This window comes from Alteromonas oceanisediminis, assembly GCF_018474025.1.
GTDB lineage: Bacteria > Pseudomonadota > Gammaproteobacteria > Enterobacterales > Alteromonadaceae > Alteromonas_E > Alteromonas_E oceanisediminis.
In genome coordinates this window covers 270,711-290,316 of record NZ_JAHCTA010000001.1, presented here as the reverse complement: position 1 = coordinate 290,316, position 19,606 = coordinate 270,711, and the positions used below count along the sequence as shown (strand labels likewise).

Genomic DNA, 19,606 nt, shown 5'->3' with positions numbered 1-19,606 from the left:
TACGACTATATCGCTATGTCGTTAGCGCTAGTAATAGCAAGGATAATACCCATAATAATCACTCCGATTACTACGCCAATCACTAAAATTGCAATTGGCTCAATCAAAGACAAAAGCGTTTGCATGCGCTTCTTACTGGCTTGGTCGTAGAGTCGCGACACAGAGGCTAATGTGGTTGATAAATCTCCCGATTTTTCGCCGACTTTGACGAGATTAACAGTAGTAGGAGACACCACGTCCTCGCGCTTCAGTGCCGCAGAAAGCGCCATTCCGGATTTAACCCCAGACTTAACCTGAGCTAACCGCGCTTTGCGCCACGGAATTCTGCTCGATTTTGCTGCCAGAGACAACGCTTCTAACATAGGCACTTTGCTTTCAAGTAAAATCCCAAGCATTTTCGACCACACGGCGATGTCACTTTCATTCAGCCAACCACCAATAACCGGAGATCGACTGAGGAAATTCAATAATGGAATTTTAAAACGCTCTTGTGTTACTACCAAACTGATTGCGATGACAATTACAACAAAACCGATTAATACCCCCAACTTATTATTGTTAACCCACACCCCGGACGAAATGACTAGCCATGCTAGGGTTGGCATATCGTCGGCGCTGCTTAGTAAAGAAGAAAACTTGGGAACGACGAACAGAAACATGATGCCCACAGCAACTACACCAGAGAGCACCAGGATGGTAGGGTAGATAAGAGCACTTTTCGTTTCCGATTGTATTTTTACATCGTACTCCATTTGCTCTACACCCTGCTCGATGGCTGCCGCTAACTGCCCCGTCATTTCACCCGATTCTATAAGGTGAAACATATAATCTGGGATTTTAAGTTCAGTATTACGCACTGCAGCTGAGAACGCTGCGCCGCTTTTCAACTGTGAAAGCAAACTTTTAAAAACGTTGAGAACAGCATCTGTATGACCCGATTCACATTGAGCTTCCACTGCCTCCTTCAAACTCACACCTGCACGAAGCATGGTTGCAATTTCATAGAATATAAGGATCACGTCATCTTTAGATATCTTTGTCTTGCGAGTGGAGACAGCTTTAGAAGCTTTGGGTGTTACTACATCCAAAGAGATAATTTTCAGGTTCCTGGACTCTAGCTGCCGAGCGGCGGCGCGGAAGTTATCTGCCATGATAACTCCGCCGGTCTTCTCGCCAGACTTGTCAATACCTTCATAAGCAAACTGGCTCATTCGATGTTAGCCTCGCTGGTGCGGCAAACGCGGAAGACTTCTTCGACGCTCGTGCTGCCCATAAATGCTTTAAGCATTCCGTCTTCATACAAATCTCGATGACCTTGTTTTTTAGCCAACTTATACATTTCATTGACTGGTTTTTGCTCTAAAATGAGTGAGCGCATTTGGTCTTTGATTTCAATCAACTCGTAAATACCAACTCGCCCCTTATAACCGGTGCCTTGGCAATCTTTACATCCCACGGCAACGTGCCAATTGGCTTGTTGGCTAAATCCTAGCGATTCGGCGAGCTCAGTAATCACATCAGCATCGCGTGGCGATGCTGAAGCTGGCTGGCGGCAATGGGTACACAGTTTGCGCAGCAGGCGTTGTGCTTGAGTGGCAATAACGGGGGTTGCCGCCATAAATGGTTCCACCCCCATATCGACTAGGCGAGTGAACGCACTCAACGAATCATTTGTGTGCAAGGTAGATAAAACTAAGTGACCTGTTATAGCGGCTTGCATCGCAATTTCAGCGGTTTCTAAATCGCGGATTTCACCAATCATGATGACATCTGGGTCTTGCCGTAAAATAGTGCGAAGGCACACTGCGAATGTAAGGCCGATATCTTCGTTAGTCTGTGTTTGAGTGATGCCCTCTAACTTAAATTCAACCGGATTTTCGACCGTGATAATTTTCTTGTCGTGGTCGTTAGATTCGTCCAATGCGGTGTATAGTGTAGTAGATTTGCCTGACCCAGTTGGGCCCGTGACTAAGATAATACCGTGTGGCTGGCGAACGAGACGTGCCATCAGAGCCATTTGGTCGGGTAGCATGCCAAGCTTTTCCATGCTCAGACGCTCTTTGTCTTTAGGCAAGAGTCGCAACACCATCGATTCACCGTGTACCCCCGGTAGCGCTGAAACACGAATATCGATCTCCACGCCACCGGCACGTGTCGAAATACTGCCATCCTGTGGGAGCCGCCTTTCGGCGATGTCCATCCCTGAAATTAACTTTATTCTCGACACCAGCGCATCAAACTTCTCTTTACCTAAGGTCAACTTAGTGGTTAATACGCCATCACCTCTGAACCTAACTCGAAAACTACCTTCTTCCGGCTCGAAATGAATGTCAGAGGCGTTCGCATCAACAGCTTGAGCGAACAGGCTATTGACTAATTCTATCGTCGGCGCTTCCTCCGCTAGCTCCTTAAGGTAAGATTCGCTGCCAGCAGCGGTGTCGGAATACATATCTTTAATTTTATTGATACTGCGATTTAGGGAATCAAAATCTTGTGAAAGAATAAAGCAAGGCGAAATTTCAGCTTGCGGACAAAGCATTTCTAACGCCGAGATCAGTGGCTCTGAAAGAGGATCGCGAGACGCGCAAATAAGGTTATGCTCGGTACCTGACTCGAACCAAACTAGCGCGTGTTGATCAACGAGCCATTCGATATCAATATTGTGTTCTCTGCAGCACTCAACGATATCGGATGGGTCAGGCAGTTTGCGTCCGCTCCCCGCTAACAGCAAATCTAACTGTTCAGCTAACGTTCTCACCACGAACTCTTCAGAAGTAGCACCAATTCTGATTAAGATGGCGCCAAGCTTTCCGCCAATCTCTGTTTGGATGTTCAGCGCCTTCTCTAAATCCTTCGCTGAAAGAGCGCCTTTCTCCCGCAATAACGCACCAATTTGTCTCGTCATTTATTACACTCAATTAGACATCGAAAACAGCAGTTGTATAGCAACCAGCCGAGAATGGTAAAGCAATTGAAATATGAACTCAATGCAAACACCATGAGACCATATACTCATTTTATAATGCTTGTTTAGGGTCGGCAGCTTAGTTAAGGATTGAGGTGGCAAACCATCACATCACAATTGACAGGTTAGCACGCAATAATATAAGCGTATCTAAAACGACAATCGCTTATTATTATCGATACTTAAGTGGTTAACAGCAATGTATACATTGCGACATTAGCGACACAGCACATTGAATTTAGTTTTTAGGCGGGGATAAACTGCTCTTTAATCACTCGGATAATATACTATCAACCTTGGCGAAAACGTCGTAGTTTCCCAAAAAATGGTCATCAAAGCCGCGCTGTAAGCTGAAACCGCTATCTCAAGGAGCTAACCTTTTAGCCGATAATGTCCAAGTAACTGCTCGGATGTACGGCGCTACATAATTAAACAAGCGTTAATGACGCTGTAAGAATGTGCTACGTCACAGCGATAACTCTTAGCCAATGGCATTTGGGATTACCAGACAATATTTTTCACATAAAGACTTACTTTAATTGGAGAATTGGCCTAATCTAAGGGTTGACTTCTGAAATGGTACGAATAGAATCTCAAGTCGTGAAAGGCGCACCAATTATAGGGGCCCTATCTCAATTGATGCGCTTATTAACATGTTCAGGCATTTTTTCACGGTGCGCTAACTGCGATTATAATGATCTGAACGGCTATAGCTATATAACTATATTTAAGGATTTATAAATGAAATTATTTAACAAAACAGCACTTGCTGCAGCGGTCTTAGCTGCGTCAGCTGGTTCGGCGGTTGCAGCGCCTGACCTTGAGTTTGGCGGCGGCGACCAAACGGTAGTATTGGCAGATGTGATTTTTGGCATCGGTAACCCGGGTACTGGTTCTGAAGAAACACTGATTACTGCTCCGACAGTAGATTTCGATTTGACAAACGGCGCGACTGAGCCGGGCGATATTGCCGATGCGGGCGATGTTGCTACTATCAAGTACACACTTGGTGGCGGTGCTGTTTTTGGTGAGGATTTGTCAACGACCACGCTAGTCGATAACTCTAACGGCGGCGTTGGTGCGTTCAGCCTTGCTGTTGCTGGTGGCGACACTATCACTTATGAAGTGGTACAGGGTGGCGCGATTGGCGACAACACTATTACGTTTGAATTGAGTTTCGACACTGACGCTGGCGCTGATGGCGTTATTCTTAGCGGTACTACGTTTGAAGGTTACGCGGTTAAGAACTTGACCGACGCGCTTAACCCAAGCAGCTCAGATAAGAAAGTACGTTTAGGTGTAGAATACGTTGAAGGTGTTGAGACTGTAGCAGGCGGTGTGCTGGCTGATGAGATCAACCTTACAGCAACTGACACGCCGTTGGTTATTTTTGGTTCACAAGAACCGTTTGATTTGACAGCAAATGCTACTGATTTCACGGGAACTGTGCGCATTAACGTTGGTAACTCTGAAGTTACGTTTACTGATGCTAATGGAATCATTACATCACTAGAAGATGGTCGTTCAGACTTCGACCCAGCTGGTGATGTTTCAACTGTTAACTTGGGTACATTGCAGCTTGCTCTTCAGGCTGCTAGTACTACGGTATTCCCAGGTATCACCGGTAACGTACGTAAAGAAAACGGCGACGACTTTGATTTCCAAGGTGGTGACGAGCATACATTAGCATTCTCAGCTGGTTCTGGTTCTTTCCAGGATGGGAGCTCGTTCTTCCTAAGCTCTGCTGCGGATTGTTCTACTACAGCATTCACTGCTAATACATTGACGGCTGCCGCTGGCGAATTGACGTCTTTTGAGCTTGAGGTTTCTGGTAACACAACTCAGCTGACGTCTTTGTACAACGTTTGTTACTCAGTTAAGACGGGTGCAAACGCAGCAACTATTCCTGAAGTTGGTCAAATCAGTGCAACGTGGAACGTTGATTTCTTCAACGCGCGTTATGACAACATTGCTGAGGAAGCTGGTCCTTTCGGTGATTTAGTGCGTAACGGCTGTATCGCTAGCTTCTTTAATATTCCGGCGGTTGGCAATTCTGATACTGCGTATGTTCGCTTAACTAACACATCTGGTATTAACGAAGGTGATATCCGTGGCACACTTTACGCACAAGATGGTGCAGTATTGGGTACAGCAGATACAACTATCGCTCCAGACCTAGCGGTTCACGCGACTCAAGTGTTCTCGACTGAAGGTGCTAACCGTACAACTGCAGCTGGTCAAGACATCATCGATATTGAAACAGCGTTTGGTGTAGACGGTGCGACAGAATATAAAGGTCGTGCACGTTTGGTTCTTAAAGGCGCATTCGATACGTGTGAAGGTTTAGGCCTTATTCGTACTGCCGGTGGTTCACTGTTCAACATGACAGCAACGACACAAGGTAACGAAGCAGCTCTACCAAACAACGGTAACAACGGTAACTAATATTACTGTTACATTAATAGCGTTAGTTAAAAAGGTGGCTTAGGCCACCTTTTTTTATGACTACGCATTGGTATTCGTTAATGGTAAAGGCATAATTGCGCTTTAATATATGATTGAACAGGAAATTTTGAGCTATACAGCAGTTCAAAATGGCCTAATCGGGAAGGGAAATCAATTTATGGCTTGGGCGTGTCAGCTTATTGAGGGGCGTGTAGAAGTATCAGCTAGCGAGCGCGTTGTCATTGTACTTAAAGACGACCACTTTGTACTCGCTTATGCATCAATAACATACTGCTCTGAGGAAGAAATACATTGGGCACATTACGTGATTCCTGTTCCCGACACCGAAAATGTAACGACCAGTAGCGGATTTGTCACGATATGTCTGGATGATGAGTCAGGCACGGTAATTAGAGAGCTGCCAGTCAGTCGATTGAAAGAAAAACTAAATGAGCGGTCATTATACATAGCGTTCTTAGAGTATGTTGCTCCGTCATTCGGGTTTATCGGAGGAGCACTTAATCAACCTCTTGACATTATCTCGCAGCACGTATTTACATCAGTTAGAATATCTTTACGTGGAGTTAAAGATTTTCTTAATTTCAGTAGCTTTTCGCTATTTGATAGAGATGATACGCCAATAACACCAGAAGCAATTAAAGCGATTCGCTTTAGCTCTAGCAAGAACGCTAAGCTCGATCCTGAATCATTTGCTGCAGGTGGTTTTCATTCTGAATTAGATCAAACACCCTGGGTTGAGATAGAACTCAAAAAGCCAAAATTTATTAGCAGATTTCGCTTTATCAATCGCGGCGATAAATGGGGGGTGCGGTCAAAACCTTTGTGTATTACAGGGGAAGATATTGATGGTAGAACTCACGAGGTACATAACAATCTTAACAATACCGAAAAGTTAACACTGTATAGCAAAGTTCAAAATCTGTTAGGTAAACGCAAATTTCATCCGGATATGACGCGTGAACAAGTCTTGAGCTTTCTTCTCAGTTATTTCGACGTGTTGAACGATATTACAGAACATGATGAACAAGACATTCAGTTAATTCCGTATTTTTTATCGTCTTGGAGTAAGACGTTGGTAACTGGACCTGAAGCTTTGCTAGAGCTCAAATTGTTAGCGGTGTATCTGGTTTTTTACATGAAAGTACAGACATCGCTTAATTTGTTATGCTTTGAGGACTTGCTTGCCACCCGCAGCGCGCTACAAACCCTTGAGCTTGAAATAAATCATAAACGGGCTAGAGCCGATTTACCGTTGATTGAAATAACTAAACATGGAACAGCTCTGGCAAGCAAACTAACCGCTAAATATGGAAAGTTTGTCGAATCGCTCAAAATGCTAATTGCTGATCTAGACAATTTGAACGTCAGGCCTTGTCTTGCATATGGCACGTTGTTAGGGGCTGTTAGAGACAATAAGTTTATCCCCCATGATGATGACGTAGATATTATTATTGAATTACCGGGACAAAACCTCTCTATACCCGATGCATTGGCTGTTCACGAGCAAATTGCAGCTCAATTGGATGAAGATAAATATGTTATTAATCGCGCAACAAAAAGCGGAGCAAATTTAAATTTGCATGTGTACGTGATAAAGACCGGTGTATTGATTGATTTATTTCCGTATTGGTTGAATAACGACCAAGCCATGTTGCATATGGAAAAAATGCAAATTCGCGGCATACCTAAGCACATAATGAGTGAACGAAAAATGATAAAGCTCTATGAAGAGGATATGCCAATACCGGGAGATCCTCAATCGTTCTTAACTGAACGTTACGGCAGCACGTGGTCTACTCCAGATAAATTTCACGAGTGGCCGTGGAAACTTAAATAACAGTCTTGGTTAATGGTTTATAATGAGCTCAACGCCCTTTTACCTCTGTAGCGGTTTTCATCGCACGGGCACCTCTCTAGTGTCACTAAATATGATTAACAACGGTGTCGATATGGGCCGGGACCTTATGGGGGCCAGTTTCGCAAATCCCAAAGGCCATGGTGAAGAGGCTGAAATTGTCGCTATCCACAACCACTTTCTGCAGGTTAATGGTACGGATTGGCGCTACGACGGTAGCTTTCCATTGCTGATGCCTGACAATTCGCTTGAAAATTTACGTGACTATGTTCAGCGGCGAAAATCAAAATGTTCAGTGCAAGCGCTAGGTTACGGCGCTAAAGATCCTAGAGCAGCGCTATTTTTAGACCATTGGTTTGAAGCCTGTGAGGGGAATATTCGGTTTGTGTTAGTGTATCGGAACTGGAAGTTTGCAGTATCATCGCTGATGAAAAGGCACAGCAGGACACTGTTGCAGTTTAACCAATCTATGCAAGATCGCACGGAGGATATTGATTTCTGGCAACGCCCTGATTTAGCGGCAACTATGTGGTTATTGTCCACCGAGCGGATGCTTAGCTGTGTAAAAAACTATCCAAAATGTACACTGCTGTTCGAGCAGTCGGCATTTGTCGCTGACAATGAATTAGTATGCAGTGCTGCTCAAAGCAAAGGTATTCCGCAACAGGCTTTACGGTCTCACGCCTATGATGCAACGCTTCTGCAAAAAGATATCCCTGAAAGCTTGTTTGCGATGGTTTCACCCGAGCTTCAAAAACGATGCGATGAAGCGATGAGGCAATTACATGCCTTTGCTGATGTTAGCAAGGTATCGTCCGTCTCAAAAAGGCAGTCGCATCCCTTAACCGCACCAATCATCGATGAATTTAATCGACAAAGTAGCAAACGTGCCGAAATCGAAAGTAAAAATACATCATTGTCTCCGCGACCCAAAATCACTTTAGCGGGTATGAGCATTGGTGACGCCATTTCGACAATGAAAACTATGAATAGATCGTTGCTAGCTTTTGTTGACTGGCACTATTGGATCGCAAAGCCGTGCAGCGCTAATGAGGCAATTGAGTTGTTTTATCTTGCAACAAAGGGCAAAGCGAACGTTGCTGCAGAAATATTTATTGGGCGAGCGGCCGTCAAGCGTGATTTGTATTGGCAATGGATACATTTCGGTGATCATTTTTTTCAGATGCAACATTTCGATAATGCGCAGCGGTGTTACCAACGAGCTGCCGACACTCAACCTGAACATCCTGGTGTGATAGCTAGGCTTGCCGATATCGCTACTAAAGCGGGTGAGTTTGATCGGGCCGATACGCTGATCACAAAGGCTAGTTGTATTGAGCCTACGCATCCAGCTATCGAAAGCGCTAAAGTACGACTGAAAAGGGCTCTGAAATCTTGTTCCCCAGCCTCATCTGTTCGTCAGGGAGATGCTACATTTTCGTCGATCAGTGATTATCAGCAGGTGGTCACCGCGATGGCCGAAGATAGTCGGTGGGGCAATGCTGTTGACCGTTACATGGTGCAATCTAATTTCATTCTCAGGGACAATCTAACGTGGTTATACGAGGGTAGTTCCCAGTTATCAAGTAATGCCAAGCGATGCCTTTTTGATTACATATTTCAACACTTAGATGCCTATTGGAGTAGGGAGACACTTATTACAACGTTTGCCAAAGGAGCTAAATATAACCATTGGGCTGATTCTTACGACTGGCAAGTTTCTCCCAGAAGTTTATCAAGTGCTAGCACCAAGTTAGGAGTGCATATTCACGTATTTTACGTCGACTTGTTACCAGAAATACTGGGCTTCTTGTTACCACTTCCAACATCCAGCCAAATTATTATTACCACAACCGCAAACAATCACAACGCCGTTTGCGAAATAACGTCAAAACTAAAACATTGCGACGTTATTGTAGTAGATAACCGTGGCAGAGATATCGGACCTTGGCTAATGGTTGCAGGGCCCAAGCTGTCGGGTTGCGACATCGTCCTCAAACTACACACTAAAGCAACACCTCACTCGCGTCGACTTTCCGGTTGGCGACTACAATTATTATGGTCGTTAGTCGGTGGCTACCCCACAAAGATTGATTCTATTCTTGCGACGTTCATGGCTGACAGTACGTTAGGTCTATACCTTCCACCCTATCATCCTGAAATTATTGAGGATCTTGATTGGGGAGATAACTTCGATATGGCAGCAGCACTTGCATCAAGCATGGGTTTGGAGTTGACCAGCGACGTTGGAGATTTTCCGGCAGGTAGTATGTTTTGGTATCGTCCAGATGCACTGAAACCACTGTTCGAGCGAGAATGGAAGCCCTCAGATTTCCCTCAGGAGCTCGGTCAAATTGATGGCACGTTAATGCACGTAATCGAACGTCTATTGTGTAACATCGCAAAGCATAAAGGCTATAATTATCGATTTATTGATGTTTTTCCCGCCAAAGAAGTATCGTGATTTCCTGCAAACTCATTGAAAAATGGCTGTTAATTGGAGATTAGAGTATTTTCCAATTCCAACTGAAATGGTATTTTTTCGCGTGTAGCGTTATTATATGACACTTTAATGACAAGTCTGTGACCGCTCAGTTAGGTCACTTGGTCTCGAGCCTTTAACACACGGGGAATGGAATGCCTGGCAAATTATCAAGTTCCTGCGCTTTTTTAGGGGACGCGGGAGCGCTTTCAGTATTAAATATCGGTCAAAGTGCTTCTCCCAATAGTGGAGTGGTTCACCGTGTTTCCGCGAAACGCGGACAGGTTTTCATTGAAGGTGCTTGCTGCGTTTTATTAAGTCGTAAAGCGATTGTTACGGCGACGATCGGCGATGAGGTCTGCGGTATTGAGGTTCTCAATCGCAATGATAATCCGTTCATGGATACCACCGAAGTTGTCGCTTTTTCGATATCGATTGATCCCATATTACTTAGGAGAGCACCCAGTAGCCTGCTCTCCATATGTTTGCTCAACGACACAACATCGCAATTTTATGTCGTCAGATGCGGTCAGCTTATAGACAGCGCGCAAGAGAATAAGCAATTCACAGTTCCCACATTAGACGATATTTTTCCTTCAATGGGTTTTTTCGGTGGCGGTAATCACCGGCCGTTAGAAATTACGATTGATAGCAAAGTTAAAGCCATACGTTTAGTGATTGAAAAATCTAACGCTTTCTTAAACTTCGCTGGTTTGGAGCTCTTGGGTAAGCACGGTGAAAGGATTAATGGTGGTGACAATGTCAAAATTACTGCAAGTTCGAAGCTTAATCACAAAAAAAACCTCCAAACAGTGTTGGAAGGCCAAGGATTTCATTCCGCGCACGAGGATAACCCGTGGTTAGAAATAAAATTCGATAAGCGTTGTTATATCAGTAAATTGCGGATCACAAATCGTAAAGATAGATGGAGCATCCGGGCTAAATGCCTCGTTGTTTATGCGCGTTTTCGCAGAAATAAAGCCGCACTTGTGTACTCGCGTGATAAGCATTATTTCGGTGCTGAGCGTTTGAAAATTGAATTATCTCAGTTGCTAACGCTATCGGACATTAAACAATATAATGGGAATGGTGTACTCATTCGCCAGTCTATGATGAATAAAATTATAGAAATCTGTTATCGGGATGTTTCAGCCCATGAAATGTTCGAGTTGCCATTTCTACAGCAGTTGCTTGTTACTTGGGCTGAAATAGAATTTGATGATTTAGACATGGATAACGAACTAGCGTTGCTCGCGCTTGTGGTTTTCAAAGATACATTAAAGTCGATTCAGTATGACTTAAACATTCATTCTCGACTGTTGTCAACAACATTGAATATCTGCAAATTTGAACGTTATCTCAATAAGCTTCGCACAGCTAATGGTCAGAAGCCTGTGCAGCTTACGAAACATGGCATTGCGCTCAAAGGGGTTCTGCTCGAAACCTCTGAGAAGGTTGTTCACGTACTCAAAAATGTGATGGAAGAATTACAAAGGCTGGATTACAAACCCTGCTTGGCTTATGGCACTTTGCTCGGGGCAATTAGAGAAAAACAATTTATTGAACACGATGATGACGTCGATATTTTAATTGAACTAACCGACCAAGAGATTTCATTTGAACAGGCGGTTGAATTGAGAGATCGAATGGTTGAGCAGATAGACAGTGAAAAATATCGGATCGGTTACGGGATAGCAAGCAACCTCAACGTTCATTTGTACGATATACAATCCAATGTAATGATCGACATTTTCCCTTACTGGTATCAGAATGGGCGAGTGATGCTATACATGGAGAATATGTCGATTAGGAGCGTTGATAGTGCGATTCTTTCCCAGCGTAGCAGCATCAATTTTTATGGCGTTGATTTTCCCATTCCAAAATTGCCAGAACGTTTTTTAGCTGAAAGGTATGGTGATGCATGGACAGTATCTGATAAATTTCACGAATGGCCTTGGAAGATTTCAGTTAACAACACGTATTAGGAAATCTTATTGTGACAACCATTGTAACCTATGGAACCTTCGATCTTTTTCATGTAGGGCATGTTCGCTTGTTAAAACGGTTAAAGGCGCTTGGCGATCGTCTAGTCGTGGGGTTGTCGTCAGATGAATTTAACGAGGTAAAGGGAAAACAGGTTGTCATTCCCTATGAGGATAGGCGAGAAATACTATTGGCTTGTCGCTATGTTGACGCTGTTTTCGAGGAAAATTGTTGGGATCAGAAGCGTGGTGATCTGATTCGTGAACATGCCGATATTTTTGCCATTGGTGATGATTGGGCAGGCAAGTTCGATGAGCTTGAAGATATCGCCAAAGTCATTTACTTGCCGCGAACAAAGGATATCTCGACCACTGAGTTGAAAACAGTGCTGTCGTACCTAAATAAGGAGAAAGTTGTTGAAATTAAAAACGTAGTTAATAATCTAACGTCATTAGTAGAGCACTTGTAGCAACCTTAGGCTAGGTATTATCGCTCGATGAATTGAATCTGCACCAGCGGTACCCGTTAAATAAGATTAGTCGTAGCGTGTCAGCTAGGCTCCATGGAAGTATTCGCACGCAAGCACCATCGGTCAATATGGCTTGTTTAGCAAAGTTGCGGCTACGTTTTGCAATTACAGCTGCGATGTGGATTTTTTCCTTTTTAAGTTTCTGCCAAGCAATTAATACTTCCTCCCAACTTTCTGATTGATCCTTAAATGGAAGATGCCACTCCGCGGACGCGAGAAGCGTCAATTTTTTAACAACATTACCCTTCTGCAGTAACTCAGGATAAACTTGAGTAATGCCGCTGAGTTGGTCGAGCATAGACCGTTTAGATGCTTCAGCTTGTGCGCGCGAAATAAATGAGAACGGTGCTTGATTCTGGCTTTCCCGTTGCAACCAAAAGTCCAGCGATCTCAATAACCAACTGTCCAGTCTTTTCATCTGTTTGGGGTCAAAAAACTGATTGCAAAAGCGCATTAATTCAAGTTCGCCAAATCCAAACCGAGAGTTTATTTTTTGGTTGTTGATAGGCGTTATCGATCTTATCCCAAGGACATCGGTGAAGTCAGCGATTAAGCTCGAACCGCGCTGAAGTTCGCAATCGTAAAACCTAAGCATGGGCTCTATGCTCATTTCCGAGCATACCATCAAAAAAGCACATAATCGGCTAAACCTTGTGTTATCGGCGAGATTAAAAGGAGCAACACGCTGATGTCTTTTCACTTCCTGATGATAACTTGATTCAATAAGATCGAGTGGATGTCGAATATAAAAGACATACTTTGCTTGAGGCAACCACAAGAATAAATCCAATAAATGATTGTAAAATCGCTCTGATGACAGCAGCAAGGTATGGTGTGGCATTGTTTCAAAGTCAGATAATAACTTTTGTGATTTTTGAACATCGAAAAAGTACTGAGTCTGCCGTGTTTTCTGGCTTAGAAGAGACAAAAAGTTTCCCGAACTAACACCATTAGCATCTACTGTATGAGGGGGATAAAAAATCCCAGCATCACTCAGTTGGGTTTGATTTTCCCTAAGCCATTTTTGGATCGCTGACGTGCCGGTCTTCGGAGGACCTATATGAATAATAACTTTCTTTTGACGGCTAACAGATAGCGGTTTTACCCGAAGAGTTGATTCAAAATACCTGTTTAGCCTAACTTTGGCCTCGGCGTATAGTGCGCAATCTATAGCGTGCAAATCTTGGATTGCTAACTTATGTTCTGCGGTGAGTAAGTTGGCTATTTCGTCCGCATCGGCCGTGATGTCATAGTATTGTTGGACCGTTAAATCTACATTAAACCATTTTCCTGCTCTTAACAAACTAGTGTTGAACAGCTCGAACACACCGACAAACGATAAATCTTTAAGATTACGCCCTTGCAGCATCTCATTAAATACATTGAGTTGTTGAGGCTCGCTGTAATATTGGCGAAAGGTTTTTTGTGTGTGTCCAAGTTTTTTCAAAACGATGTACGCATGCGCTAATCGGGCCGCAGGCTCCCTTACAAAAATTCCTAAACGTGTTGGATCAAGAGTGGAGCCTATTTGCGCATTAAGTTTCCGTGATATCGAACTCGTAGCTTGATATCGGCTATCCCTAGAAAAATCAGTGGTATCCCTGAACCTAACCACCTTTCCCTGACTGTGAACTTCGCAGTGGTGCAGCAGCATATCAGCGCCAGAATATGGGGCGTCTAATAAATAAAATGGTCTCATGTGCGATAAAGTCTTACTTGCCTCATTCTGTGTGGTAGACCTCGTTTTTAGCTTAGAATAGAGCCAGTGATAATATATCAGCTACACGCGATGAGGATGCCGAAAAAGCCTAATATTATGACAATTTTTTGACTAAGAAGATATTTAAACTTCGTACGAAAACAACGCTAAGTAATTATCAATGGCGTGCAGCGGAATAAATCGGTATCAGAGCTGTCGAATAAGTGCTCGCAGCTATATCTGGTTTATATTTTCGAACAATATCACCAGGGGTTAACTCACACAACCTCTGCGTTGATTATACTTCTGTGTGTATGGTATTTTGTGACTTGATAAAATAATAATTAAACCAATAGGATTCCGTTCATCGTGAATAAAGTAAAGTCGCTCGTTAAAAGACTGATTGGACGGCCCGCTTCAACTCCATCACTTATAAACATCGATATTTGCTCTAAAACCGTTAACGGCTATGTTGTTATCGGGTGGTACCTTTCAGAAAAAGTAAACTCACTCACGTTGGTCGATAATGCGTCATCTGACCTAGAGTCGAATACGACAAAAATAGCGAGAGAAGATGTCGTAGCTCACATTGGACAACCGGCTGATGGTTTCCAGATAACTGTAGACACTGATCTGGATATTGATGACATCAAACTTCTAGCCAAATTAGCTGATGGTAGTACACAGAAAATCGCTTTAATGTTAAAGAATGCGCAGCAATTTATTGCACCTAGGGTGCCGGTGAGCGAAGAGCAGGTAATTTCTCCTTCAGACACCGAAGCTAGAGCGTCTTGCGAGTTTGTTATTATTGCGGAAAAGCATATATTTGTAAGTGGGTGGATTGTTGATAAAACGTCACACGTAGATGCCGTACTAGTAAATAGCAAAGGGAAAGTTGTTGGCAATACCGTGCATCAGTTAAGGTGTAATCGAAAAGATGTACAAGACGTATTTGGTGTTGGAACTAAAGTGAATACTGGGATTATTCTGTCGCTCGAACGCACGGACACAAAAAAGTATCTCGCTAGGGAGCTAACCCTGCGCGTCCATCTCGACTCATCCACTGAGCAAGATGTTGATGTGCAGAACCTATATCACACTGACACTAATCCAATAGCAACTTTAAGGCGATTATTGACGCACTGGACTGCACATGATGCGCTGCACTTAAGTAAAAGTGTTATTTTTCGGCCATTTTTAAGCGAACTTTACCCTAAAGATAGGAAGGTAGAAGTTCGACGCGTTGATTTCTCTGGGCGTATTGAACATCCGCGAGTTTCTATCGTGATTCCACTATATGGTCGTTATGACTTTCTACGCTACCAAATGTCCCACTTTGATCGATATTCTGAGTATCATGACGTTGAAATAATCTATGTTGTTGATGATCCTAACATCAGCAGTGCCGTCGGGACGTTAGCGAGGCGACTAACGCACTCTACTCGACATCCTTTCAGCGTGCTCTATCTGTCTGAGAATGTTGGTTTCGGTAAAGCAAATAATTTAGGAGTCGAGTATACCGCGTCAGACAATCTGGTTTTGTTAAATTCTGACGTCTTGCCGCGAGACGCTGAATGGCTGAATAAAATGCTGACGCTCGTGGAGAAAGAGAACGTCGGTATTGTTGGAGCTCGTCTGCTTTTTGAAGACGATACTATTCAACACAACGGGATGGCGCCTATGACAGTAGCTGAATATCCTGGGTTGTATTTCAATGATCATCCCAAAAAGGGATGGCCCAAAAACTTTGCAGAGCAAGATGGTGGTGAACAGAAGTGTGATTTGTTAACGGCTGCATGTTGGGCCATTAAAAAAACGGTATTTGAACAGGTTGGGGGATTTGATCCTACCTATATATTAGGTGATTTTGAAGATTCTGACCTTTGTCTTGCGATTTTAGCATCGGGACGAGTTAATTATTTGCATCGCGATGCTGAACTTTACCATTTAGAACGACAATCGCAGAATCTGGTCGACTCGGGCGGCTGGAAGCATAACGTTACGATATTAAATGCGATTACGTTTAATGAACGATGGAGGTCAGAATTAGAAATATTGGCCGGGGTTGGAGCAGATAGTAATGAATAAAGTGGTATTTATCTCTCACGGACATCCTGAATTAAGCAAAGGTGGTGCTGAAATTGCATCTTGGAATTTATATCAGTTTCTTAAGTCTGAGGGCATTGAATGTTTGTACATCGCTCGTGCTGATACGAAGAGCCATGGCGGATCAGCATTTTCTCAAAGAGGTGAGGAAATATTATTTCATACGGGCATTCATGATTGGTTTAATTTAACAACCAATAGCACGAAACAGCTTTTCGGTGATTTGAATTCACTCTTAGCGGATTTTAAGCCCGATATTGTGCATGTCCACCACTTTGCCCACATGGGGATTGAAATATTTTCAGCGATCAAACGGGCGGTACCGCAGGCAAATTTAGTGTTTACACTACACGAGTTTATGGCGATGTGTATGCATAATGGTCAAATGGTTAAGAAAGATACTTTGAAACTCTGTAATAAGGCGATTTATGCAGATTGTCACAAGTGCTTTCCTCAACATTCGCCAGGGGATTTTTTTCTACGGAAACAATTCCTACTGGACCAATTTTGCTACGTTGATGCGTTTGTATCACCAAGCCAGTTCTTAGCGGATCGTTACGTTGAATGGGGGATTTCTGAAAGCAAAATGAAGGTAATAGAAAATGTTTTGCCTAAGATCGAACCAATACCGCCACGGACACTACACGGTGGTGAGAAACGTATCAGATTTGCATTTTTTGGCCAAATAAACCCTTACAAAGGGCTTGATTTATTACTTAAAGCGATACTTTTACTGCCGGACCATATAAAAAGAGAAATCCGCTTAGATGTGCATGGCGCTAATCTCGATCTTCAGGAAAGTGAGTTTAAAGATAAAGTAACGTTATTGTTAGACCAATTGTCAGGAATAGTTCATTTGCGCGGCCAATACGAATCAGAACAATTACCTAGTCGAATGGCAGAGTGTGACTGGGTTATCATTCCTTCTATTTGGTGGGAAAACTCACCGGTTGTTATTCAAGAGGCTATCCGATTTGGGAGGCCGCTAATTGGTGCCAATATCGGGGGAATGAAAGAAAAAATTGAAGGCAAAGCCGGTTTAACATTTGAGGCCCGCAGTGCGTCTTCTCTTGCCGAAAGAATCGTGCAAGCTACAGAACCAGAGGTCTTTGATTATTGGCATGGTGAGCTAAGTCATTATACGTGTGCCGAATCCGCGCATTTAGCATTTTTAAGAAGTTTAACGGCCTAGAGTCTTATAATTCATACGACTCTGGCGAAAGTTTGGAGAAACTATGAAAGTTACCGTTTTCGGGATAGGGTACGTCGGATTAGTACAGGCCGCTGTGCTGGCAGAAGTGGGGCACGACGTGGTCTGCGTTGATGTCGACTCCAGTAAAGTCGACAAACTGAAGCAAGGGCATATTCCGATTTATGAGCCGGGATTGACACCGCTAGTAACCAGTAATTATGAAGCCGGTCGCTTGCAGTTTACAGTCGATCCCAAAGAGGGCATAGACCACGGCAGCATCATTTTTATTGCTGTTGGTACACCGCCAGATGAAGATGGGTCGGCTGATCTAAAATACGTGTTGGCAGTAGCAGACACTATTGCCACACACATGCAAAAGCATAAAGTCATCGTAAATAAATCGACTGTACCGGTCGGTACGGCAGATAGGGTCAAAGCGGCGGTCAGTCGTAAATTATCGGAAGAGGGGAAAGATGTCACTTTCGACGTGGTATCCAATCCTGAATTCTTGAAGGAAGGCGCGGCGGTGAGTGACTGCATGCGTCCTGACCGTATTATTTTAGGTACAGACAGTGAGAGTGCTGAGCGCAAGTTGCGTGAATTGTATGCGCCATTCAATCGTAATCATGACCGCGTGATTACCATGGATATTCGAAGCGCTGAGTTAACCAAATACGCTGCAAACTGCATGTTGGCGACCAAAATCAGCTTCATGAATGAGATGAGTAATCTCGCCGAACACTTTGGTGCGGATATTGAAAATATCCGCCGGGGGATCGGCTCCGATCCGCGTATTGGCTACCAGTTCATTTATCCGGGCTGTGGTTACGGCGGCTCATGTTTCCCCAAAGATGTGCAGGCGCTCGCACGTAGTGCGGCTGCTGTCGGTTTTGATGCAAAGATTTTAAATGCCGTTGAACATGTCAATTACCGTCAGAAAGAAAAACTGTTCGGCTATATGTCTGATTATTTCAAGGGCGAGCTTAGCGGCAAACGTATTGCCATTTGGGGCTTGGCGTTTAAACCCAATACCGACGACATGCGAGAAGCATCAAGCCGGGTATTAATGGAGTCACTCTGGCAGGCAGGAGCCACAGTGCAAGCGTACGACCCAGAGGCGATGGAAGAAACCCAGCGAATTTATGCTAACCGAGATGACTTGCTCTTGGTCGGCACTAAAGAGAGCGCACTCAATGGCGCTGACGCCTTAGTGATATGTACTGAGTGGCAGCAATTTCGTGCGCCTGATTTTGAAACAATTCGTGATAAATTGAAGTCCCCTGTGATTTTTGATGGGCGGAATTTATACGACCCAGCAATCGTTTCGGAATACGGATTGCATTACTATGGTATTGGACGAGGATTATCAGTAAAGGAGCAAGCATTGTGAGTCAAGTAAAAAAAGCAGTTATTCCGGTAGCGGGTTTGGGAACCCGCATGTTGCCGGCCACAAAAGCCATTCCTAAGGAAATGTTGCCGGTGGTGGATAAACCGTTGATCCAATACGTGGTTAGTGAGTGTGTGAAAGCGGGGTTGAAAGAAATTATCTTAGTAACGCACGCGAGTAAAAACAGTATCGAAAACCATTTCGATACCTCGTTTGAACTCGAAGCGACACTGGAAAAGCGTGTTAAGCGCCAATTGCTCGAAGATGTACAAGCAATCTGCCCGAAGGGCGTTACGATCATGCATGTGCGTCAGGGGGTGGCGAATGGCCTAGGGCATGCCATCATGTGTGCGCGTCCGCTGGTAGGAGACGCGCCCTTTGCAGTTGTCTTGCCGGATGTCATTATCGATGACGCGGCCAGCGATGCACGAAAAGATAATCTTGCCGATATGGTGGCCAAATTTAATACCAGCCGGGTTAGTCAGGTCATGGTTGAAAGTGTACCCGATGAAGATGTGAGCAAATTTGGTATCGTCGATTTGGAAGGTGCCACTATCAAGCCGGGCGAGGGCGCTAAAATCCACCAGATGGTTGAGAAACCCGATCGTGAAGATGCACCCTCGAATTTGTCAGTCGTCGGGCGCTACGTGTTGTCAGAGAAAATATGGGATCTGCTTGAATTTACGCCACCGGGTGCAGGTGGTGAAGTTCAGTTAACGGATGCGATTGCGGCGCTGATGAAGCTTGAGCAAGTTGATGCCTACTATATGAAAGGACTGAGCCATGACTGTGGAAGCAAATTGGGTTACATGAAGGCCAATGTCGCTTATGCACTTCGTCACCCTGAAATGAAAGAAGAGTTTTTAGCTTACTTAAAAGAGTCGGTGAAAGGGTAACGCTCAAATGAGCTTTCCCTACCTGTTTTGATGAAAGGCGTTAGCA

Annotated in this window: 12 protein-coding genes; 9 read left to right on the top strand and 3 right to left on the bottom strand. The window is 44.0% G+C overall.

Features of this window, described 5'->3' with window-relative positions; translation table 11 throughout:
- Positions 1-5: 5 nt before the first annotated feature.
- Complete coding sequence (locus KIU71_RS01345; RefSeq protein WP_214129339.1) at positions 6-1,211, bottom strand: type II secretion system F family protein; 1,206 nt, start codon at positions 1,209-1,211, stop codon at positions 6-8.
- Positions 1,208-2,905, bottom strand: coding sequence for a GspE/PulE family protein (locus KIU71_RS01340; protein WP_214129338.1), 1,698 nt, complete (start codon positions 2,903-2,905; stop codon positions 1,208-1,210). The genes KIU71_RS01345 and KIU71_RS01340 overlap by 4 nt, the downstream gene beginning before the upstream one ends.
- Positions 2,906-3,706: 801 nt before the next feature.
- Here KIU71_RS01340 and KIU71_RS01335 point away from each other — a divergent pair.
- From KIU71_RS01335 to KIU71_RS01315, 5 genes are all read left to right on the top strand, one after another.
- Complete coding sequence (locus KIU71_RS01335) at positions 3,707-5,410, top strand: hypothetical protein (RefSeq protein ID WP_214129336.1); 1,704 nt, start codon at positions 3,707-3,709, stop codon at positions 5,408-5,410.
- A 109-nt stretch (positions 5,411-5,519) separates the two neighbouring features.
- Complete coding sequence (locus tag KIU71_RS01330; RefSeq protein ID WP_214129335.1) at positions 5,520-7,268, top strand: LicD family protein; 1,749 nt, start codon at positions 5,520-5,522, stop codon at positions 7,266-7,268.
- A gap of 91 nt (positions 7,269-7,359) precedes the next feature.
- On the top strand, positions 7,360-9,750 hold the full coding sequence (locus KIU71_RS01325; RefSeq protein WP_214129334.1) for a rhamnan synthesis F family protein: 2,391 nt from the start codon (positions 7,360-7,362) through the stop codon (positions 9,748-9,750).
- Positions 9,751-9,923: 173 nt separating this feature from the next.
- Positions 9,924-11,753 (top strand): LicD family protein, encoded by a 1,830-nt coding sequence (locus tag KIU71_RS01320; RefSeq protein WP_214129333.1) that lies wholly within the window; start codon positions 9,924-9,926, stop codon positions 11,751-11,753.
- A gap of 11 nt (positions 11,754-11,764) precedes the next feature.
- The gene (locus KIU71_RS01315; protein ID WP_214129329.1) at positions 11,765-12,220 is read left to right on the top strand and encodes an adenylyltransferase/cytidyltransferase family protein; all 456 of its coding nucleotides are present in this window, start codon (positions 11,765-11,767) and stop codon (positions 12,218-12,220) included.
- 10 nt (positions 12,221-12,230) lie between these two features.
- Here the strand turns inward: KIU71_RS01315 and KIU71_RS01310 are convergent, their stop codons facing one another.
- On the bottom strand, positions 12,231-13,934 hold the full coding sequence (locus KIU71_RS01310) for a sulfotransferase domain-containing protein (protein WP_214129327.1): 1,704 nt from the start codon (positions 13,932-13,934) through the stop codon (positions 12,231-12,233).
- Positions 13,935-14,348: 414 nt separating this feature from the next.
- Here KIU71_RS01310 and KIU71_RS17930 point away from each other — a divergent pair, with 414 nt between their 5' ends.
- From KIU71_RS17930 to galU, 4 genes are read left to right on the top strand one after another with little or no spacing between them, the layout of a single operon-like run.
- The gene (locus KIU71_RS17930) at positions 14,349-16,067 is read left to right on the top strand and encodes a glycosyltransferase family 2 protein (protein WP_214129326.1); all 1,719 of its coding nucleotides are present in this window, start codon (positions 14,349-14,351) and stop codon (positions 16,065-16,067) included.
- Positions 16,060-17,277, top strand: coding sequence for a glycosyltransferase (locus tag KIU71_RS01300; protein ID WP_214129325.1), 1,218 nt, complete (start codon positions 16,060-16,062; stop codon positions 17,275-17,277). Before KIU71_RS17930 ends, KIU71_RS01300 begins: the two co-directional genes overlap by 8 nt.
- A gap of 43 nt (positions 17,278-17,320) precedes the next feature.
- On the top strand, positions 17,321-18,667 hold the full coding sequence (locus tag KIU71_RS01295; protein WP_214129324.1) for a UDP-glucose dehydrogenase family protein: 1,347 nt from the start codon (positions 17,321-17,323) through the stop codon (positions 18,665-18,667).
- Positions 18,664-19,560, top strand: coding sequence for a UTP--glucose-1-phosphate uridylyltransferase GalU (galU, locus tag KIU71_RS01290; RefSeq protein ID WP_214129322.1), 897 nt, complete (start codon positions 18,664-18,666; stop codon positions 19,558-19,560). Before KIU71_RS01295 ends, galU begins: the two co-directional genes overlap by 4 nt.
- Positions 19,561-19,606 lie beyond the last annotated feature (46 nt).